This window comes from Nonomuraea sp. NPDC050540 (assembly GCF_044457485.1).
Lineage (GTDB): Bacteria > Actinomycetota > Actinomycetes > Streptosporangiales > Streptosporangiaceae > Nonomuraea.
In genome coordinates this window covers 253,320-269,592 of the sequence record NZ_JBITHA010000010.1, presented here as the reverse complement: position 1 = coordinate 269,592, position 16,273 = coordinate 253,320, and the positions used below count along the sequence as shown (strand labels likewise).

Genomic DNA, 16,273 nt, shown 5'->3' with positions numbered 1-16,273 from the left:
TTCACGGCAAGCGCGGTGCTGGCGCTCGTTCAGGTGTTCACGGCCACCACCAGCGTCAACACGACCACCCCGGCGGACACGCTCTCCACGGCGCCCATCGACCTCTTCCCCACGTCGGCCCCGCCCTCCGGCGACACCTTCACCAACGTGCCATCACCGGACACCACCGGAGTCCCGCAGCCCGGCACCACCCAACCAGGCACGCCTCAGACCGGATCCCCCCAAACGGGCGGCCCGCAGCAGGCCGTCCCGCAGAACGGGGTTCCGCAGAACGGCGACCCCCAGGCGGGCCTGCCACAGACCGGTGCGCCGCAGGCAGGCGCACCACAAGCAGGCGCACCACAAGCTGGGGCGCCCCAGGCAGGCACGCAGCAGACTGGAACTCCGCAGGCTGGGGCGCCTCAGGCTGGCGTGCCGCAGAACGGTTCGCCTCTGGGCGGGGTTCCGCAGAACGGGATGTCTCGGGGTGGGTTTCCGGAGTCTGGGCCAGGTGGGCCCGATTCGGTGCCCGGCTTCTGAACCACCTGGCCGGTAGGCGGATCTCGTGACGGCGGCCCGCCCCTCGCGTGCCTCGTCAGCGTCTCCCTGGACGGGGCCCGGCCCCGTGCGGTGGGGGCGGCTGTGCCGTAAAGGATGGCGATCTTAACAAACCACCCACAAACGCGATATGTCTTGACCCGCCGCAACACGCGACATATCGTGTCCCTCGGACGCGCTAACGCGATATTACGCGAAGCCGAGCATCTCGGAGGTGGAAAGGGTGGAGATGGAAGAGCGGGTGCCCGTTCTGGTGGTCGGTGCCGGGTATGCGGGGCTCAGTGCGGCGATGATGCTGGCGTGGCACGAGGTGCCGGTCATCCTGGTCGAACGGCATGCGAGCACGTCGATCCAGCCCAAAGCGTTCGGCGTGGGGCCGAGGGTGATGGAGCTGGTGCGGTCGGTGCCGGGGATCGAGTCGAGACTTACCAGCATCTGGGAGGGCATCGGCGACGAGATGCGCATCGCGATCGCCGGCAGCCTCACCGACCCCAACCCGAAGATCATCGTGGACACCTCCGAGGGCGACCTCGACTCCCTGATCGACATCACGCCGGTGCCGCAGGTGGGGGCGCCGCAGTCGGAGGTGGAGCGGGTGCTGCGGGCCAAGGCCGAGGAGTTCGGCGCCGACCTGCGATTCTCCACCGAACTCATCTCCCTGGAGCAGGACGCTGACGGCGTCACCGCCGTGATCATGTCCGGCGACGCGGTGAGCACCATCCGCGCCGACTACGTCGTGGCCGCCGACGGCTACCGCAGCCCGTTGCGCACCGCCCTGGGCGTGCCGACCAGCGGCAAGGGCGAGCTGAACGAGATGTACTCGATCATGTTCGACGCCGACCTCACCGGCATCGTGCGCGACCGCGAGGTCACCCTCTGGTACCTGCAGTCACCTGACCTCACCGGCGCCATCATCACCGGCACCGGCGTCGGCAGCCACGTGTTCGGCGTCTACTACGACCCGGAGACCGACCCCGGCTTCACCGAGGAGCGGTGCCGCCAGCTGGTACGGCAGGCGGTAGGCATCCCCGATCTGGACGTCACCATCAAGGACACCACCAGCTTCGCCTTCGCCCACATCCTTGCCGATACCTACCGAGCGGGCCGCGTCTTCTTCGCCGGGGACGCCGCCCACACCATGCCGCCCACCGGCGGCCAGGGCGGCAGCACCGCGCTCCAGGACGGCATCGACCTCGCCTGGCGCCTGTGGCTCGTTCACACCGGCCAGGCCGGACCGGACTTCCTGGACACCTACGACGCCGAACGCCGCCCCATCGGCGCCCTGACGGCCGACGGCCAGCTGGCCAACCTGGCCTTCCGGATGCCGTCCGAGCAGACGCAGGGCTCTCCCCCGCCGATCGCGGACCCCTTCTCGGTCATGATCGGTTACCGCTACCACTCGACGGCGATCCTGACGGAACCCGGCGACGACCGCTCCATCCTGGAGGACCCCCGCACCGCCACCGCCCGCCCCGGCAGCCGCGCCCCCCACATGCTCCTCGACTGGGACGGTTACCCGATCTCCACGATCGACCTGTTCGGAACGGGCTTCGTCCTGCTGGTCGGGCCGAGCGGAAGAGCGTGGGAGACGGCGGCGCGCAAGATGAGTGACCGCCTGTCACTCCACCTCACCCCGCTGCCCATCGGCGGCGAGCTCAAGGACATGGACGGACAGTGGCAGGAGCGCTACGGCGTCGACGACACCGGCGCCGTCCTGGTCCGCCCGGACGGCTACGTCGCCTGGCGCGCCCCCTCCCTGCCGCCGTCCCCCGAAACCACCCTCCACGAAGCCCTCACCAAAATCCTCAGCCTCTAGTGCGACTCCCGGACCGCCACCGGGGAAGCCGCGCCGCCGGATGGGCCGCAAGGGACCAGGCAACGCTGAGCCCACGCATTCGCGAGCCACAGGCCGAGTGCCGTATGTCCCCCGAGTGGGAGGTCAGGAAGGGTGTTCGGCCACGGCGGCCCAGCCGAGAGGGGCGAAGCGGCTCAGGATGTGCGGGGAGATGAAGTGGTCGGGGGTCAGTACCTCGTAGGGGCCGAAGAAGCGGCGGATGTCCGGCACCGTGCGGGGGTAGACGCCTGAGCTGGCGCGGGAGTACACCTCGCGGACCGAGTCCGTGTCCGTGCTGCGCTTCTCCTGCATGGACATATGGGTGATCACCATGTGGCTGCCGGGCGGGAGCATGTCGCGGAGCTGGGCGACGTCATCGTACGGGTCTTCGAGGAAGTGCAGGACGGCCACCATCAGCAACGCCACCGGCTCGTCGAAGTCGATCAGCGTGGTGGCGGCCACCTTGGCCCGGAGCGCCTCGGGTTCGCGCAGGTCGGCCTCGACCATGGCCACGGTGGGCGTGTTGGCGAGCAGGGCACGGCCGTGGACGCAGACGATCGGGTCGTTGTCGACGTAGACCGTGCGGGCCGTCTTGTCGACCGAGTGGGCCACCTCGTGAACGTTCCGCTGCGTGGGCAGGCCCGCCCCGATGTCGATGAACTGCCGGATCCCCGCCTCATCGGCGAGATACCGGACGGCGTTGCCGAGGAACTCGCGGTTGAGCCGGACGCCTTCCCGTGATTCGGGGAACGATTTGAGTATCTGCTCGGCGGCCTCACGGTCTGCGGCGAAATTGTCCTTGCCACCGAGCATGTAGTCATAGATCCGGGCGACGTTCGGCGTGTGGACGTCAATGCCCGCGGGAGCCCGCTCGCTCATCGTTCTCCTCCCGTGCCGGCCACGAGCACCGGCAACCACATTGGCGCAGAGACTATCGCACGCCACCCCGCCCATACCCTCGGCCCGGCCCACGACCGCACGACCCGGCCGCCCCAGACCCGGGTGGAGGTCGTGGCCGGGGCCGTACCGGATGGGTCAGGCCGCGGTCAGGTAGGTGACCGGGGTCGCGCCCTGGGTGGAGCAGAGCCAGTCGTTCAGGGTGCCGGTGAAGCCGGACGGCGGGCCCACCTTCAGGCAGGTGATCTGGCCGGAGCCGGGAGCGGGGCCGACCTTCAGGCGGCGGATCGAGCCGGGGCTCTCGCATGGGGTCAGGCGGACGCCGAACGACTGGCGGTCGGAGAACAGGGCGTGGTCGTGGATGCGCAGGTGGTCGTCGATGGTGCGTTCGCGGGCCTCGGGGTTGGCCGACAGGAAGGCCAGGTGGTCGGTCAGGAGGCGCTGGGCCACGGCGCGCAGCAGGTTGACGGCGCACAGGTTGTGGGCGCAGGCGGCGCCGTCGAGGGTGATCTCGGGGAGGGCGAAGCGGCGCAGGCCCCGTGATGTCACGCGCAGGCAGTCGCAGGCGCGGGTGTCGGCGGGGTTCCAGGGTGGGCAGGTCGCCGTGTCGTGAACGTCCACGCTCCAGCCCAGCCAGTCGTCGGTCAGACGGAAAGAGGACGGTTCGCCGGCGCAGCGGGCGCAGGACGGCAGGGCGTAGCCGGCCAGCGGGTCCACGACCATGCCCGCGCACTCCTCGGCGATGGCTCGTGCGGCGGCCCTGGCGACCTGGAGGCTCGCCGGTAGTGCCTGTGGTGGCGCGGTGCTGGAGATCAGCACGTGCTGGCGGGTACGGCGCAGCAGACGGCGCTCGTCCTCGGTGAGGTCGACTCCGCCGGGCCGCCACTGGGCGGTGCTGTGGGTCAACGTCAGCCGCGGCGTGCCCAGCGCCGCCATCGCGGCTCTTCTGTGGGGTCTGCCCATGCGCCACGGCAGCATGCCCTCGATGTCGAAGCGCAGACGTTCGATGGCCACCACGAACAGGGCCGTCAGGGACGCGGGCACGGGGAAGGTGATCTGCACAGGGGGCCTCCGGATGAACGGTGAGGCCCTCAGAGTGCCGAGGCGCGGGTGCGGGAAGGGGACGCGAACGGGGTTCTGGGGAAAGGCCCCCGCCGTGGCAGCAGGGCTGTGGAAAAGCAAAGGGCCCCGGCCGGAGGAACCCGGCCAGGGCCCAGAGCAACCCGTCAGGAATTACTTCTTCAGCCCGACAGAGGTCCAGTCACGGTCCGAGAACCCGAACGCGCCGTAGTTGGCCAGCCCGGTCTTGGCGGCCACGATGTTCGGCCGCTGGAACAGCGGCAGCACACCGGCCTGGTCCCAGATCATCTGGTCCGCCTTGTTACCGAGCTCAACGGCCTTGGCCGGGTCGATCTCGGAGGCGGCCGCGTCCATGGCGGCGTCCAGCTCGGCGGAACCCACGCGGGTGAAGTTGTTGTTGAACAGCTTCGAGTCCGGCGGGTTGCCGTACAGCTGGAACAGGTTGCCCAGCGGGAACGGCGTGCCCTCCCACACGAACGGCGTGACGTCGAAGTCGCCCTCGTTGATCCGGTCGAAGAACTTGTCGGGAACGGCCGCGTCCAGGGTCACCTTGACCCCGATCTCCTTGAGCATGGCCTGGGTGAGCTCACCCTCCTGCTTCGCCACGGCCAGGTCGGCCGAGTACATGAAGCGGATGTTCAGCTCCTTGCCGTCCTTCTTGCGGACGTCGCCCTCAAGCTTCCAACCGGCCGCGTCGAGCAGCTGCTTGGCCTTGTCGGGGTTGTAGGTGTTCAGCCCGCCCGAGTTGTCCTGGTAGCCCTTCTGGGTGTTCACGTAGACGTGGTTGTCCTGGGGCTGCATCGGCCAGTCGAGGCCCTGGAGGTCCGACTGGAGGATGGGCGTGCGGTTGATGCCCATGAAGATGGCGTGGCGGACGTTCTTGTCCTTCAGCGCCTCGGAGGCGCCGTTGAAGGTGAAGTGACGCCAGATCGGACCGGCGGCCTTGCGCATGTCGGCGCCGGCGACGTCCTTGGCCTGCTGGTACTTGGCGCCGTCGGCACCGATGACCACGGCGTCGATCTCACCGTTGGCGAAGGCCGGAACGTGGCCGGACAGGTCGATGGCGCGGAAGACGACCGAGTCGAGCTTGGCCTTGCGGCCCCACCACTTGTCGTCGCGGACCGCGGTGACGGTCTTCGCGGTCTGGTCGATCTTGCCGAGCTTGAACGGCCCGGCGGTGACCGGGATCTTGTTCAGGTAGGCCTTGTTGAAGCCCTCGGGGGTCCCGTTGACCGACGCCGGGTAGAGCGGGCTGAACAGGCCCTGCCAGGCCGGCCAGACCTTCGAGAACTTGACGACGACGTCCTTGTCGGTGGCGCCCTTCTCCACCGACTCGATGCGGTCGTAACCGTCGGGCGAGGAGATCAGGTAGTCCTTGTTCTTGCCGTTCAGGGCCTTCCACTGAGCCTGGAAGTCCTTGTAGCTCATCGGCTCGCCGTCGGACCAGGTGGCCTTGTCGTTGATCTTGTAGGTGACGGTCTGCTTGCCGTCGACGACCTCGGACTTCCACTCGGATATGTAGTCCGGGTTGTTGGTGACCTGCCCCTTTTCATCGGCGACGCTGATGAACGGCATCATCGGCGACATGGCGTCACGGACGTCACCCTTGGTGCCCTGGGTCTGGCTGTAGTTCCACTGCGTCTGCCAGGACTGCAGCGCCAGCTTCACCGTGCCGCCGTCCGGGACCTGCTCGTACGGCGTCTCGTTGATGGACACCTCCGGCAGCGCGGCGGCCTGCTGCTGGGCCTGCTGCGACTGCTCGGCACTGGGCTTCTTGGCGTCGCTGCCGCCACCTCCGCCACAGGCCGCGACGGCCATGGCGAGGACGGCGAGTCCGGCCGCTGCCCGGTAACGAACCTTCACTTTTCCTCCTGATCGTCCGAGGCCGTGATGACCTCGATCTCCTCCGCGTAGTGGCAGGCGGCACCGTGGTCGACGGCGTTCGCGAGCCGAGCAACTGAGGGCTCTTCCTCCACACACCGCCGCCGCTCGGCCTCGCTGAGGCGGGCGAACTTGGGACAGCGGGTGCGGAACCGGCAACCCGATGGCGGGTCGGCCGGGCTGGGCAGGTCGCCTTCGAGCAGGATGCGCTTGCGTGTGCGCTCCATCTCGGGGTCGGGCAGCGGGATCGCTGACAGCAGCGCCTGCGTGTAGGGGTGGGCCGGGCGGTCGTAGACGTTCTCGACGGTGCCGATCTCGGCGATCCGGCCGAGGTACATGACGGCGACGCGGTCGGCGAGGTGCCGTACCACGGCCAGGTCGTGCGCCACGAACAGGTAGGACAGCCCGAGCGTGTTCTTCAGCTCCTCCAGCAGGTTGATGACACCGGCCTGGATGGAGACGTCGAGGGCGGAGACCGGCTCGTCGAGGACGAGCAGCTTGGGCTCCAGGGCGAGCGCGCGGGCGATGCCGATGCGCTGGCGCTGACCGCCGGAGAAGTGCTGCGGGTAGCGCTCTGCGTAGCTCGGGTCGAGGCCGACCAGCGTGAGCAGTTCCGCCACGCGCTGGTCGACGTTCTTGCGGCCGTGGGCGCGCAGCGGCTCGGCGACGATGTCGCCGACCGGCATGCGCGGGTCGAGCGCGGCCATCGGGTCCTGGAAGACGATCTGCAGGTCGCCGCGGAGCGCCTTGCGGTCCTCCTTGCCGAGCTTGCCGCTGTCCTTGCCGAGCACGACGATGCGGCCGCTCTGCGGCGGCTCAAGCTGCATGATCTGCTGGAGCGTGGTCGTCTTGCCGCAGCCCGACTCGCCGACCAGTGCCAGCGTCTCGCCCTCGGCGACGTCGAAGCTGATGCCGTCCACGGCGTGCACGGTGCCGACGCGGCGTTTGAAGACCGCGCCCTTCATCAGCGGGTAGTGCCGGATGAGGTCGTTGAGCTCCAGCACCGTGGCACGCCGCTCGCGCGGCACCCTCACCACGTCGCTCGGCGGGATCACCGGGACGGGGAAGACGTCGGCGCCGGTCAGACCCTTGTGCTCGATCTCGCGCGAGCGGATGCAGGCCACGTGCCGCCCGCCGCCGATCTCGGTGAGCGGCGGCTCCTCGTCGTCGCAGGCGTCGATCTTCATCGGGCAGCGCGGCGCGAACGGGCAGCCGGGCGGCAGCGCCGCCGGGGAGGGCGGGTTGCCCTCGATGGGGACCAGCGGCCCCTCCTCGCCGTCGATCCGCGGGATCGAAGCGAGAAGCCCCATCGTGTACGGCATGCGCGGCCGGTAGTAGATCTCGTCCACCGGCCCCTGCTCGACCGGCTTGCCCGCGTACATGACGAGCACCCGGTCGGCCATGCCCGCGATGACGCCCAGGTCGTGGGTGATCATCACGATGCCGGCGCCGGTCTCCCGCTGCGCGGTCTTGAGCACCTCCAGCACCTGGGCCTGGATCGTGACATCGAGGGCGGTGGTGGGCTCGTCGCAGATGAGCAGGTCGGGGTCGTTGGCGATGGCCATGGCGATCATCGCGCGCTGGCGCATGCCGCCGGAGAACTCGTGCGGGAACGACTTGGCCCGCACGCCGGGGTGCGGGATGCCGACCAGGTCGAGCAGTTCGACGGCCTTGCGCGCGGCCTTGTCCTTGCCCACCTTCTGGTGGATGCGGACGGCTTCCGCGATCTGGTCGCCGATCGTGTAGACGGGGGTGAAGGCCGACAGCGGATCCTGGAAGATCATGCTGATCGTCTTGCCGCGTACCTTGATCTGCTCGTCTTCCGACATGCCGAGCAGTTCGCGGCCGTGCAGCTTCACCGAGCCGCTGACCACGGCGTTGCGCGGCAGCAGGCCCATGACGGCCAGGGAGGTCACGGACTTGCCCGAGCCGGACTCGCCGACGATGCCGAGCACTTCTCCGCGTGAGACCGAGTAGTTCACGCCGCGGACGGCCTCGATGCCGCCGGGGAACGTGACGGTGAGGTCCTTCACCTCGAGGATGCTCATGAGGTGCTCCCGGGGTCGAGCGCGTCGCGCAGGCCGTCGCCGATCAGGTTGACGCTGAGCACCAGCGCCACCAGGAGGCCCGCGGGGAAGAGGAAGAGCCACGGATACGAGATGACCGTGCTGGTGCCGGAGCCGTCGGCGATCAGGGTGCCGAGGGAGACGTCGGGCGCCTGGACGCCGAAGCCGAAGAAGGACAGCGAGGTCTCGCCGATGATGGCGCCGCTGACGTTCAGCGTGGCGTCGATGATCAGGAGCGACGACAGGTTCGGCAGCACGTGCCGCAGGATGATCCGCCAGCCGGGGATGCCCATGTACCGGGCGGCCAGCACATATTCACGCTCGCGCAGCGACAGCGTCATGCTGCGGACCACCCGGGATGTGATCATCCATCCGAACAGCGCGAGCAGCAGGACGAACAGCAGCCAGGTGCCGCCCTTGAGCCGCGGCGAGAGGATGGCGATGATCAGGAAGCTGGGCAGGACCAGCAGCAGGTCGACGCCCCACATGAGGATGCGGTCGACCCAGCCGCCGAAGTAGCCGGCGGCGGCGCCGACGAGGGCGGCGAGGCCGGTGGAGATCAGCGCCACGAGGAAGCCGATGACGAGCGACTTCTGCAGGCCGCGCAGGGTGTTGGCGAAGACGTCGCCGCCGGTCTGCGTGGTGCCCCACCAGTGGTCGGGCCCCGGGGGCTGCATGAAGGCCATGAAGTCCTTGTCGGACCATTCGTAGGGGGCCACGAACGGGCCCACGTAGGCCAGGATCAGCAGGAGGAGCACGCCGATGAGGCCGTAGCGCGTCTGCTTGTTCTTGACCAGGCGTCGGAGAACGACCTTGCTACGCATCTGTCAGCTCACCCGGACTCGGGGGTCGAGGGCGGCGACCGCCAGGTCGGACAGGAAACCGGCCACGAGGACGCAGGCGGCCGCGAAGGTGCTGACCGCCGCGACGGAGTTCACGTCGTGCTGGTTGATCGAGTCGACCAGCCAGGCGCCCATGCCGTGCCAGCCGAAGATCTTCTCGGTGAACGTGGCGCCGGTGAGCAGCGTGCCGAAGGCGAAGGCGAAGTAGGTCGCGGCGGGGATCAGCGCGGTGCGCAGCGCGTGCCTGAACAACGCGGTACGGCGCCGCAGCCCCTTGGCCATGGCCGTGCGGACGAAGTCCTGGCCGAGCACGTCGAGCATCATGTTCCGCTGGATCCGGCTGTAGAAGGCGATCTGGCCGAGGCACAGGGAGATCGTCGGCAGGATCAGGTGGACGAGCCGGTTGGCGAACTGGTCCCAGCCGGTCAGGCCGGGCGAGTATTCACCCACGAACTCGATCAGCTTCGATCCCGCGGCGTTGTTGAGCCCGGTCGCGGCGAGGATCAGCATCGTGGCCATGACGAAGACCGGCACCGCCATGATCACGAATGACGAGACGCCGATCACCCGGTCGCTGAGTTTGTACTGGCGTACCGCGGCGAAGGCGCCGATGAGCACGCCGAGCCCGGAGCCGAGGATCGTTCCGATCAGCAGGAGGCGCAAGCTGACGCCCATCCTGCGGCCCATCTCCTCGTTGACCGAGTCGCCTTCCCACGTCTGGCCGAAGTCGCCCTTGACCACCCCGGACGCCCACGTGCCGTACCGCTCGAGCAGCGGCTTCTTGGGGTTGAGGTTGTACTGGTCGAGCGTCTTGTCGATGGTCGCCTCGGGGACGGGAGGGTTACGTCCCTTGAAGTTGACCTGGGGGTTCAGACTCGACGCGGCGAGGAGGTAAGCCAGACTGGCCGCGATAGCGACCAAGATCACGTTGATCGCCAACCTGCGCAGCAGGTACTTGCCCATTACCCTCCGTTCGCGCTGAACGGGGGCCAGAAGGTCCTGGGGTGGAGTGTTCGCCCCCGCAACGAAAAGGCCGTTCCGCGTTGTGAGAAACCACTTGACGCATCAGTCACGGCCGAAGCGCAGAATATCTGGCGAAACGTAACAGTCCGCAACGGGGCAAAGTTACGGTCAGATTACTGAACGGTAGATCACCACCGACTGTCCAGGGATCAGTAAACCCTTCGGACCTGCGGAAACACGGTCATCCGCAGCCAAGATAACGGTGCCTCCACGGAGAGGCAGTGTCACAGAATCCGGACAAAAATTTACGATTACGCAAAGTGATCCCCGCCACAGGATCAGCCAGCGGTCAAGAGGTCCCACCTCCACGCGGACCCGGTCCAGACGGGGATCGGCGAGCTCGGGAAACGCCTTCCGCAGGGCGATGAGATCCCGGTACCAGCTCAGCAGCGTCCAGTGCTCTTCGTCCTTCAGCTCGCTCCAGTCGAGCTTGGACCGCTGGAACGCCTCCTCCGACGACGGGTCCGGCGCGTCCCAGTCGTACCCGAAACCCTCGAACTCCCGCGCCCTGCGCGCCGACTCGCCCTCGCGCAGCGAGGGCTCCACGTGGTCGGAGAAGAACAGGAACGGCGAGCGCGCCCCCCACTCCTCCCCCATGAACAGCATCGGCGTGTACGGCGAGGCCAGCAGCAACCCGGCCCCCAGCTTCAGCGCCGTCATCGGCAGCCGGTCGCCGGCGGGGCGGTTGCCGATCTGGTCGTGATTCTGCAGGCAGCAGACGAAGCGGTGGCCCGGCACCCCGCGCGCCGAGGCGCCGTGGGAGCGGCCGCGGAAGGTGGAGTAGCCTCCGTCGTGCACGAATCCCGAGGTCAGTGCCTTGGCCAGCGACCGCAGGCCGGCGAAGTCGCCGTAGTAGCCGTGGTTCTCGCCGCTGACCGCGCAGTGCAGGGCGTGGTGGACGTCGTCGTTCCACTGCGCCGTCATGCCGAGGCCGCCGGCCTCCAGCGGCGTGACCATGCGCGGGTCGTTGAGGTCGGACTCGGCGATCAGCGACAGCGGGCGGCCGAGCGCGCACGACAGCGCGTCCACCTCCGCCGACAGCTCCGCCAGCAGATGCGTGGCGCGGCGGTCGTGCAGCGCGTGGACCGCGTCGAGCCGCAGCCCGTCCACGTGGTAGTCGCGCAGCCACTGCAGAGCGTTCTCGATGAAGTAGCGGCGTACCTCGTCCGACTGCGGGCCGTCCAGGTTGACCGCCTCGCCCCAGTAGCTGCCCTGGGTGCCGGTCAGGTACGGGCCGAACGGGTGCAGGAAGTTGCCCGACGGGCCGAGGTGGTTGTAGACCACGTCGAGCACGACGCCCAGACCCTTGCCGTGGCAGGCGTCCACGAACGACTTGAACCCGTCGGGCCCGCCATAGGTCTCGTTGACCGCGTAGAGGTCGACGCCGTCGTAGCCCCAGTTGCGCCCGCCGGGCACCGGGACGATCGGCATGACCTCCACGAGGTCGACGCCCAGCTCGACCAGGTGGTCCAGCCGCTCGATCGCCGAGGCGAAGGTGCCCTCGGGGGTGAACGCGCCGATGTGCAGCTCGTAGATCACCGATCCGCGCAGGTCGCGGCCGGTCCAGTCGTGGTCGCTCCAGGTGTAGTGGGCGTGGTCGTAGACCATGCTGGGGCCGAAGATCCCCTCGGGCTGCCGCCGCGAGCGCGGATCGGGGTAGGGGCCGTCGCCGTCCAGCACGAAGGAGTACGGCGTGCCGTGCCCCGCCTCCGCCACCTCGGCGCCCCACCAGCCGTCCTTGCCCGCCCGCAACGGCCGCCGCCCCTCGGGCAGCTCGATCTCGACGGTCGTGGCACGAGGCGCCCACACGTCAAATCGCATCAGGTTCGCTCCAGCAAGGCGACGGGGTTGCGGCACAACAGGTGGGCCAGGGGAATGCGGCCGGTGTAGCGGCTGCCCGTCAGCAGGTCGTGCCAGGATCCCGGTGGCAGCATGAGCGTGGTGGCGGCCCAGCCGCCGCGGCGCGCCAGCCGTACGGGAAGGCGGGTGGCGACCGCGACCGCGACCGCTGCGTTTGATGGTCGCGCCCGCTTCTGAGCTCGTTGGCTCGTGCCTCGCTCTCTCCCTCCGAGCTCCTGCGCTCCGATGCAGCCGCGCGCGAAGGCGATCGCGTGCTCCTCCGCCTCGCCCGTCGCGAACAGCGGCAGGTACGGCGCGGCGGGCGGCAGCCGGCGGCGCAGGCGCAACGCCTGGCTGGTGAGCAGGAGCTTGGTGGCGTCCCAGGCGTTGGCGGGGCGGCGGCCGAAGTCGACGGGCCGCCGGTTGTCCGGGTCGACGAGGGAGAAGTCGGTCATCTCATTGCCCTGGTAGACGTCGGGGACGCCGGGCATCATGAGCTGCACGAGCTTGGCCCCTAGCGAGTTCGCCATCGCGTACGGCTCGATCTCCGCCGCGAACTCCCCCACCGGCAGCCGCGTCGCCTGGACGGCGAACTCGCGCAGCCCCTTCTCATATGCCGCATCCAGCCTGACCCAGGACGTCCTGGTCTTGGCCTCCCGCGCGGCCTTCAGCAGATGGGCGGCGAAGCGTTCCGGCGTGATCGGCCAGGCGCCGAGCAGGTTCTGCCACGCCAGGTAGTCGAGGTGCGGGTCGAAGCTCAGCGCCGACGACCAGTCCGCCACCACCCGAGCCCACTCCTCGGGCATCTCCGACAGCACCGTCAGCCGGGCCCGCACGTCCTCCGAGCGCTTGGTGTCGTGCGTCGACAGCGTCGTCATCGTGTGCGGCCGCATCCCGGCGCAGAACTCGTGGAACTCCTTGACCTCGATCCCGAAGACGTCCGGCTCCCCGCCCACCTCGTTGAGCGCGGCGAGCGGATACCACCGGTACAGCGCCGTGTCCTCCACGCCCTTGGCCATGACCGGCCCGGTGCTCTGCTGGAACCTGGTGACCGCCTCGGCGGGGCCGTACAGGATCTTCTGGGCGAGTTCCCGCGTCTTCGGAGTGGCGATCTCCTCGATGAGCTCGACCGACGCGGGCGGCGGCGGCTCGCCCGGCGTCACGTAGGCGCGGTAGACCGGCATGGCGGCCAGCAACTCCGCGACCTCGGCCGGATCGGCGCCGGCGGCCCGCGCCAGCCGCCCGACCTCGGCGGTGAAGAACAGCTCGATGACCTCGCGCTTGGAGCGCGCGACCACCGCCCGGTAGTCGGCGCTCTGCCCGGTACGCCGGACGAACTGGCTGATGAGCGGATCGGCCCCGGCCGGATCGACGAACAGGCGGGTGATCCGGTTCAGGACCTCGTATCCGGTCGTGCCGTCGCAGGCCCAGTCGTCCGGCAGCCGCTCCTCGCCGATGAGGATCTTCTCCACGACCGTCCACACGCCGCCGGAACGCCGGCGCAGCGACTCCAGGTAGCCGCGCGGGTCGGCCAGGCCGTCCGGATGGTCCACCCGCAGCCCTTCGACCAGCCCCTCGTCGAGCAGCCAGAAGATCACCTCATGGGTGGCGAACAGCACCGCGGGGTCCTCCACCCGCAGCCCGATCAGCGACGACACGTCGAAGAAGCGCCGGTAGCCGGGCCCCTCGGTGTAAGGAACCAGCCGGTAGTGCCCCGGATGGGGATACTCATGCTCGTAGTAGCGCAGCACGTCGCCGTCGACCTTGGGCTCGGCGCCGTCGCCCAGCACCGGCAGCGCGACCTTCCCGCCGGCCCACTCGATGTCGAACCAGTTCGCGTACGGCGAGGCCGTACCGTCCTTGAGAACTGACCGGAACTGCGCGTTCTCGGTGTTCATGTGGTTGGGCACGATGTCCATGACGATGGCCAGATCGTGCGCGGCCAGTTGCTCGGCCAGCTCGCGCAGGCCCGCCGCGCCGCCGAACTCCGCCCTGATGCTGGAGTGGTCGATGACGTCGTAGCCGTGCAGCGAGCCCGGCGTCGCCTGGAGGATCGGCGACAGGTACACATGGCTGACGCCCAGCTCCCGCAGGTACGGGGCGATCTCGGCCACCTGCGCGAAGCCGAAGTCCGGCGTGAGCTGTACGCGGTAGGTCGAGGTCGGCTTAGACACGGCGCAGCACCCGCACACTGCGGCCGGTCACGGCCACGCCCTCCCCGGCGCGGCACGTCGCCACACCCACGCTGATCGGCATCGCGGTATCGATCTCGGTCTGCCACATGTCGCCGTAATCCTTGGGGACGGTGAATCGGATGGTTTCGTGGTGCGCGTTGAACAGCAGCAGGAACGAGTCGTCCCTGATCGTGCGGCCTCGGCGGTCGGGCTCGGTGATGGCCTCGCCGTTCAGGAAGACCGCCAGCGACTTGGCGAAGCCGGCCTCCCAGTCGCCGTTGGTCATCTCCTCGCCCGCCGGGGTCAGCCAGGCGATGTCGGCCAGGCCGCGCACGGGCCGGCCGTAGAAGAAGCGCCGGCGGCGGAAGACCGGGTGCCGTCTGCGCAGTGCGGCCAGCCGCTGGGTGAACTCCAGCAGCAGCCAGTTCTCCCGCACGTCCGACCAGTCGACCCAGGTCAGCTCGTTGTCCTGGCAGTAGCCGTTGTTGTTGCCCTGCTGCGTGCGGCCCAGCTCGTCGCCGTGGGAGATCATCGGCACGCCCTGTGACAGGAAGAGCGTGGTCAGGAAGTTGCGCTTCTGCTGCTCGCGCAGCGCCTCGATCTGGGGCCCCGCCTGGCCCTCCGCGCCGCAGTTCCAGGAGCGGTTGTCGTCGGTGCCGTCGCGGTTGCCCTCCTGGTTGGCCTCGTTGTGCTTGTCGTTGTACGAGACCAGGTCCTGCAACGTGAACCCGTCATGGCAGGTGACGAAGTTGATCGAGGCGGCGGGGCGGCGGCTGTCGTCCTGGTAGAGGTCGCTGGAGCCGGTGAAGCGCGAGCCGAACTCGGGCAGCGTCGCCGGCTGCCCGCGCCACAGGTCGCGGATGGTGTCGCGGTAGCGGCCGTTCCACTCGGTCCAGCGGGAGGGGAAGTTGCCCACCTGGTACCCGCCGGGCCCGAGGTCCCAGGGCTCGGCGATCAGCTTGACCTGCGACAACACCGGGTCCTGCTGCACCAGGTCGAAGAAGGCGCTCAGCCGGTCCACCTCGTGCAGTTCCCTGGCCAGCGTCGAGGCCAGGTCGAAGCGGAAGCCGTCCACGTGCATCTCGATCACCCAGTAGCGCAGCGAGTCCATGATCATCTGCAGGACGTGCGGGCTGCGCATGAACAGGCTGTTGCCGGTGCCGGTCGTGTCCAGGTAGTGGCGCGGGTCGCCGTCGGCCAGCCGGTAGTAGTGGGTGTTGTCGATGCCCTTGAAGCTCAGCGTGGGGCCCAGGTGGTTGCCCTCGGCCGTGTGGTTGTAGACCACGTCGAGGATGACCTCGATGTCCGCCTCGTGCAGCGCCCTGACCATCGCCTTGAACTCCAGCACCTGCCCGCCGCGCTGGCCCTGGCTGGAGTAGCGGTTGTGCGGGGCGAAGAACCCGATCGAGTTGTAGCCCCAGTAGTTGCTCAGCCCGCGCTGGCTCAGGAAGTCGTCGGTGACGAACTGGTGCACCGGCATCAGCTCCAGGGCGGTCACCCCGAGCTTCGTCAGGTGGTCGAGGATCTCCGGGTGGCCCAGGGCGGCGTAGGTCCCGCGGATCCGCTCGGGGATCTTCGGGTTGGTGATCGTCAGTCCCCGTACGTGCGCCTCGTAGATGACCGTGTCGTGGTACGGCGTCGCCGGTGGCCGGTCGTGACCCCATCCGAAGAACGGGTTGACCACCACCGACCTGGGCATGAACGGGGCGGAGTCCGCCTCGTTCATCGTCTCCGGGCGGCCGAACATGTACCCGTATACCGCCTCGTCCCAGGTCACCTCGCCCTCGATCGCCTTGGCGTACGGGTCCAGGAGGAGCTTGGCCGGGTTGCAGCGCAGGCCCCTGGCCGGGTCGTGGGGGCCGTGGACGCGGTAGCCGTACCGGTGGCCGGGTCCGATGCCGGGCAGGTACCCGTGCCAGACGAACCCGTCGCACTCGCTCAGCCGGACCGCGCTCTCCTTGCCGTCCTCGTCGAACAGGCACAGCTCGACCCGCTCGGCCACCTCGCTGAAGAGCGCGAAGTTGGTGCCCGCCCCGTCATAGGTCGCACCCAGCGGGTAAGGGTCTCCCGGCCAAAGCTCGATCATCGACGGCTCCCTCG

At 68.9% G+C, this 16,273-nt stretch carries 11 protein-coding genes; 1 reads left to right on the top strand and 10 read right to left on the bottom strand.

The window, feature by feature from the left end; all coding sequences use genetic code 11:
- Window positions 1-29 precede the first annotated feature (29 nt).
- Complete coding sequence (locus ACIBI5_RS32190; protein WP_397252495.1) at window positions 30-203, bottom strand: hypothetical protein; 174 nt, start codon at window positions 201-203, stop codon at window positions 30-32.
- Window positions 204-766: 563 nt separating this feature from the next.
- On the opposite strand from ACIBI5_RS32190, the gene ACIBI5_RS32185 reads away from it, so the two are divergent.
- Complete coding sequence (locus tag ACIBI5_RS32185; RefSeq protein ID WP_397252565.1) at window positions 767-2,353, top strand: FAD-dependent monooxygenase; 1,587 nt, start codon at window positions 767-769, stop codon at window positions 2,351-2,353.
- 123 nt (window positions 2,354-2,476) lie between these two features.
- Here ACIBI5_RS32185 and ACIBI5_RS32180 read toward each other — a convergent pair whose 3' ends face one another.
- The 9 genes from ACIBI5_RS32180 to glgX form a co-directional block, all read right to left on the bottom strand.
- Complete coding sequence (locus ACIBI5_RS32180) at window positions 2,477-3,250, bottom strand: SAM-dependent methyltransferase (protein ID WP_397252494.1); 774 nt, start codon at window positions 3,248-3,250, stop codon at window positions 2,477-2,479.
- A 156-nt stretch (window positions 3,251-3,406) separates the two neighbouring features.
- The gene (locus tag ACIBI5_RS32175; RefSeq protein WP_397252493.1) at window positions 3,407-4,330 is read right to left on the bottom strand and encodes a hypothetical protein; all 924 of its coding nucleotides are present in this window, start codon (window positions 4,328-4,330) and stop codon (window positions 3,407-3,409) included.
- 171 nt (window positions 4,331-4,501) lie between these two features.
- Window positions 4,502-6,211, bottom strand: a complete 1,710-nt coding sequence (locus ACIBI5_RS32170) for an ABC transporter family substrate-binding protein (protein ID WP_397252492.1) — start codon at window positions 6,209-6,211, stop codon at window positions 4,502-4,504.
- Window positions 6,208-8,277 (bottom strand): dipeptide ABC transporter ATP-binding protein, encoded by a 2,070-nt coding sequence (locus ACIBI5_RS32165; protein ID WP_397252491.1) that lies wholly within the window; start codon window positions 8,275-8,277, stop codon window positions 6,208-6,210. The genes ACIBI5_RS32170 and ACIBI5_RS32165 overlap by 4 nt, the downstream gene beginning before the upstream one ends.
- Window positions 8,274-9,119, bottom strand: a complete 846-nt coding sequence (locus ACIBI5_RS32160) for an ABC transporter permease (RefSeq protein WP_397252490.1) — start codon at window positions 9,117-9,119, stop codon at window positions 8,274-8,276. The genes ACIBI5_RS32165 and ACIBI5_RS32160 overlap by 4 nt, the downstream gene beginning before the upstream one ends.
- Window positions 9,120-9,122: 3 nt before the next feature.
- A complete protein-coding gene (locus ACIBI5_RS32155; RefSeq protein ID WP_397252489.1) occupies window positions 9,123-10,100 on the bottom strand; it encodes an ABC transporter permease in 978 nt (325 codons plus the stop codon).
- A 168-nt stretch (window positions 10,101-10,268) separates the two neighbouring features.
- Complete coding sequence (gene treZ, locus ACIBI5_RS32150) at window positions 10,269-11,981, bottom strand: malto-oligosyltrehalose trehalohydrolase (RefSeq protein WP_397252488.1); 1,713 nt, start codon at window positions 11,979-11,981, stop codon at window positions 10,269-10,271.
- Window positions 11,981-14,173 (bottom strand): malto-oligosyltrehalose synthase, encoded by a 2,193-nt coding sequence (treY, locus tag ACIBI5_RS32145; protein ID WP_397252487.1) that lies wholly within the window; start codon window positions 14,171-14,173, stop codon window positions 11,981-11,983. The genes treZ and treY overlap by 1 nt, the downstream gene beginning before the upstream one ends.
- Window positions 14,166-16,259, bottom strand: a complete 2,094-nt coding sequence (gene glgX / locus ACIBI5_RS32140) for a glycogen debranching protein GlgX (RefSeq protein WP_397252486.1) — start codon at window positions 16,257-16,259, stop codon at window positions 14,166-14,168. Before glgX ends, treY begins: the two co-directional genes overlap by 8 nt.
- Between the last annotated feature and the right edge of the window lie 14 nt (window positions 16,260-16,273).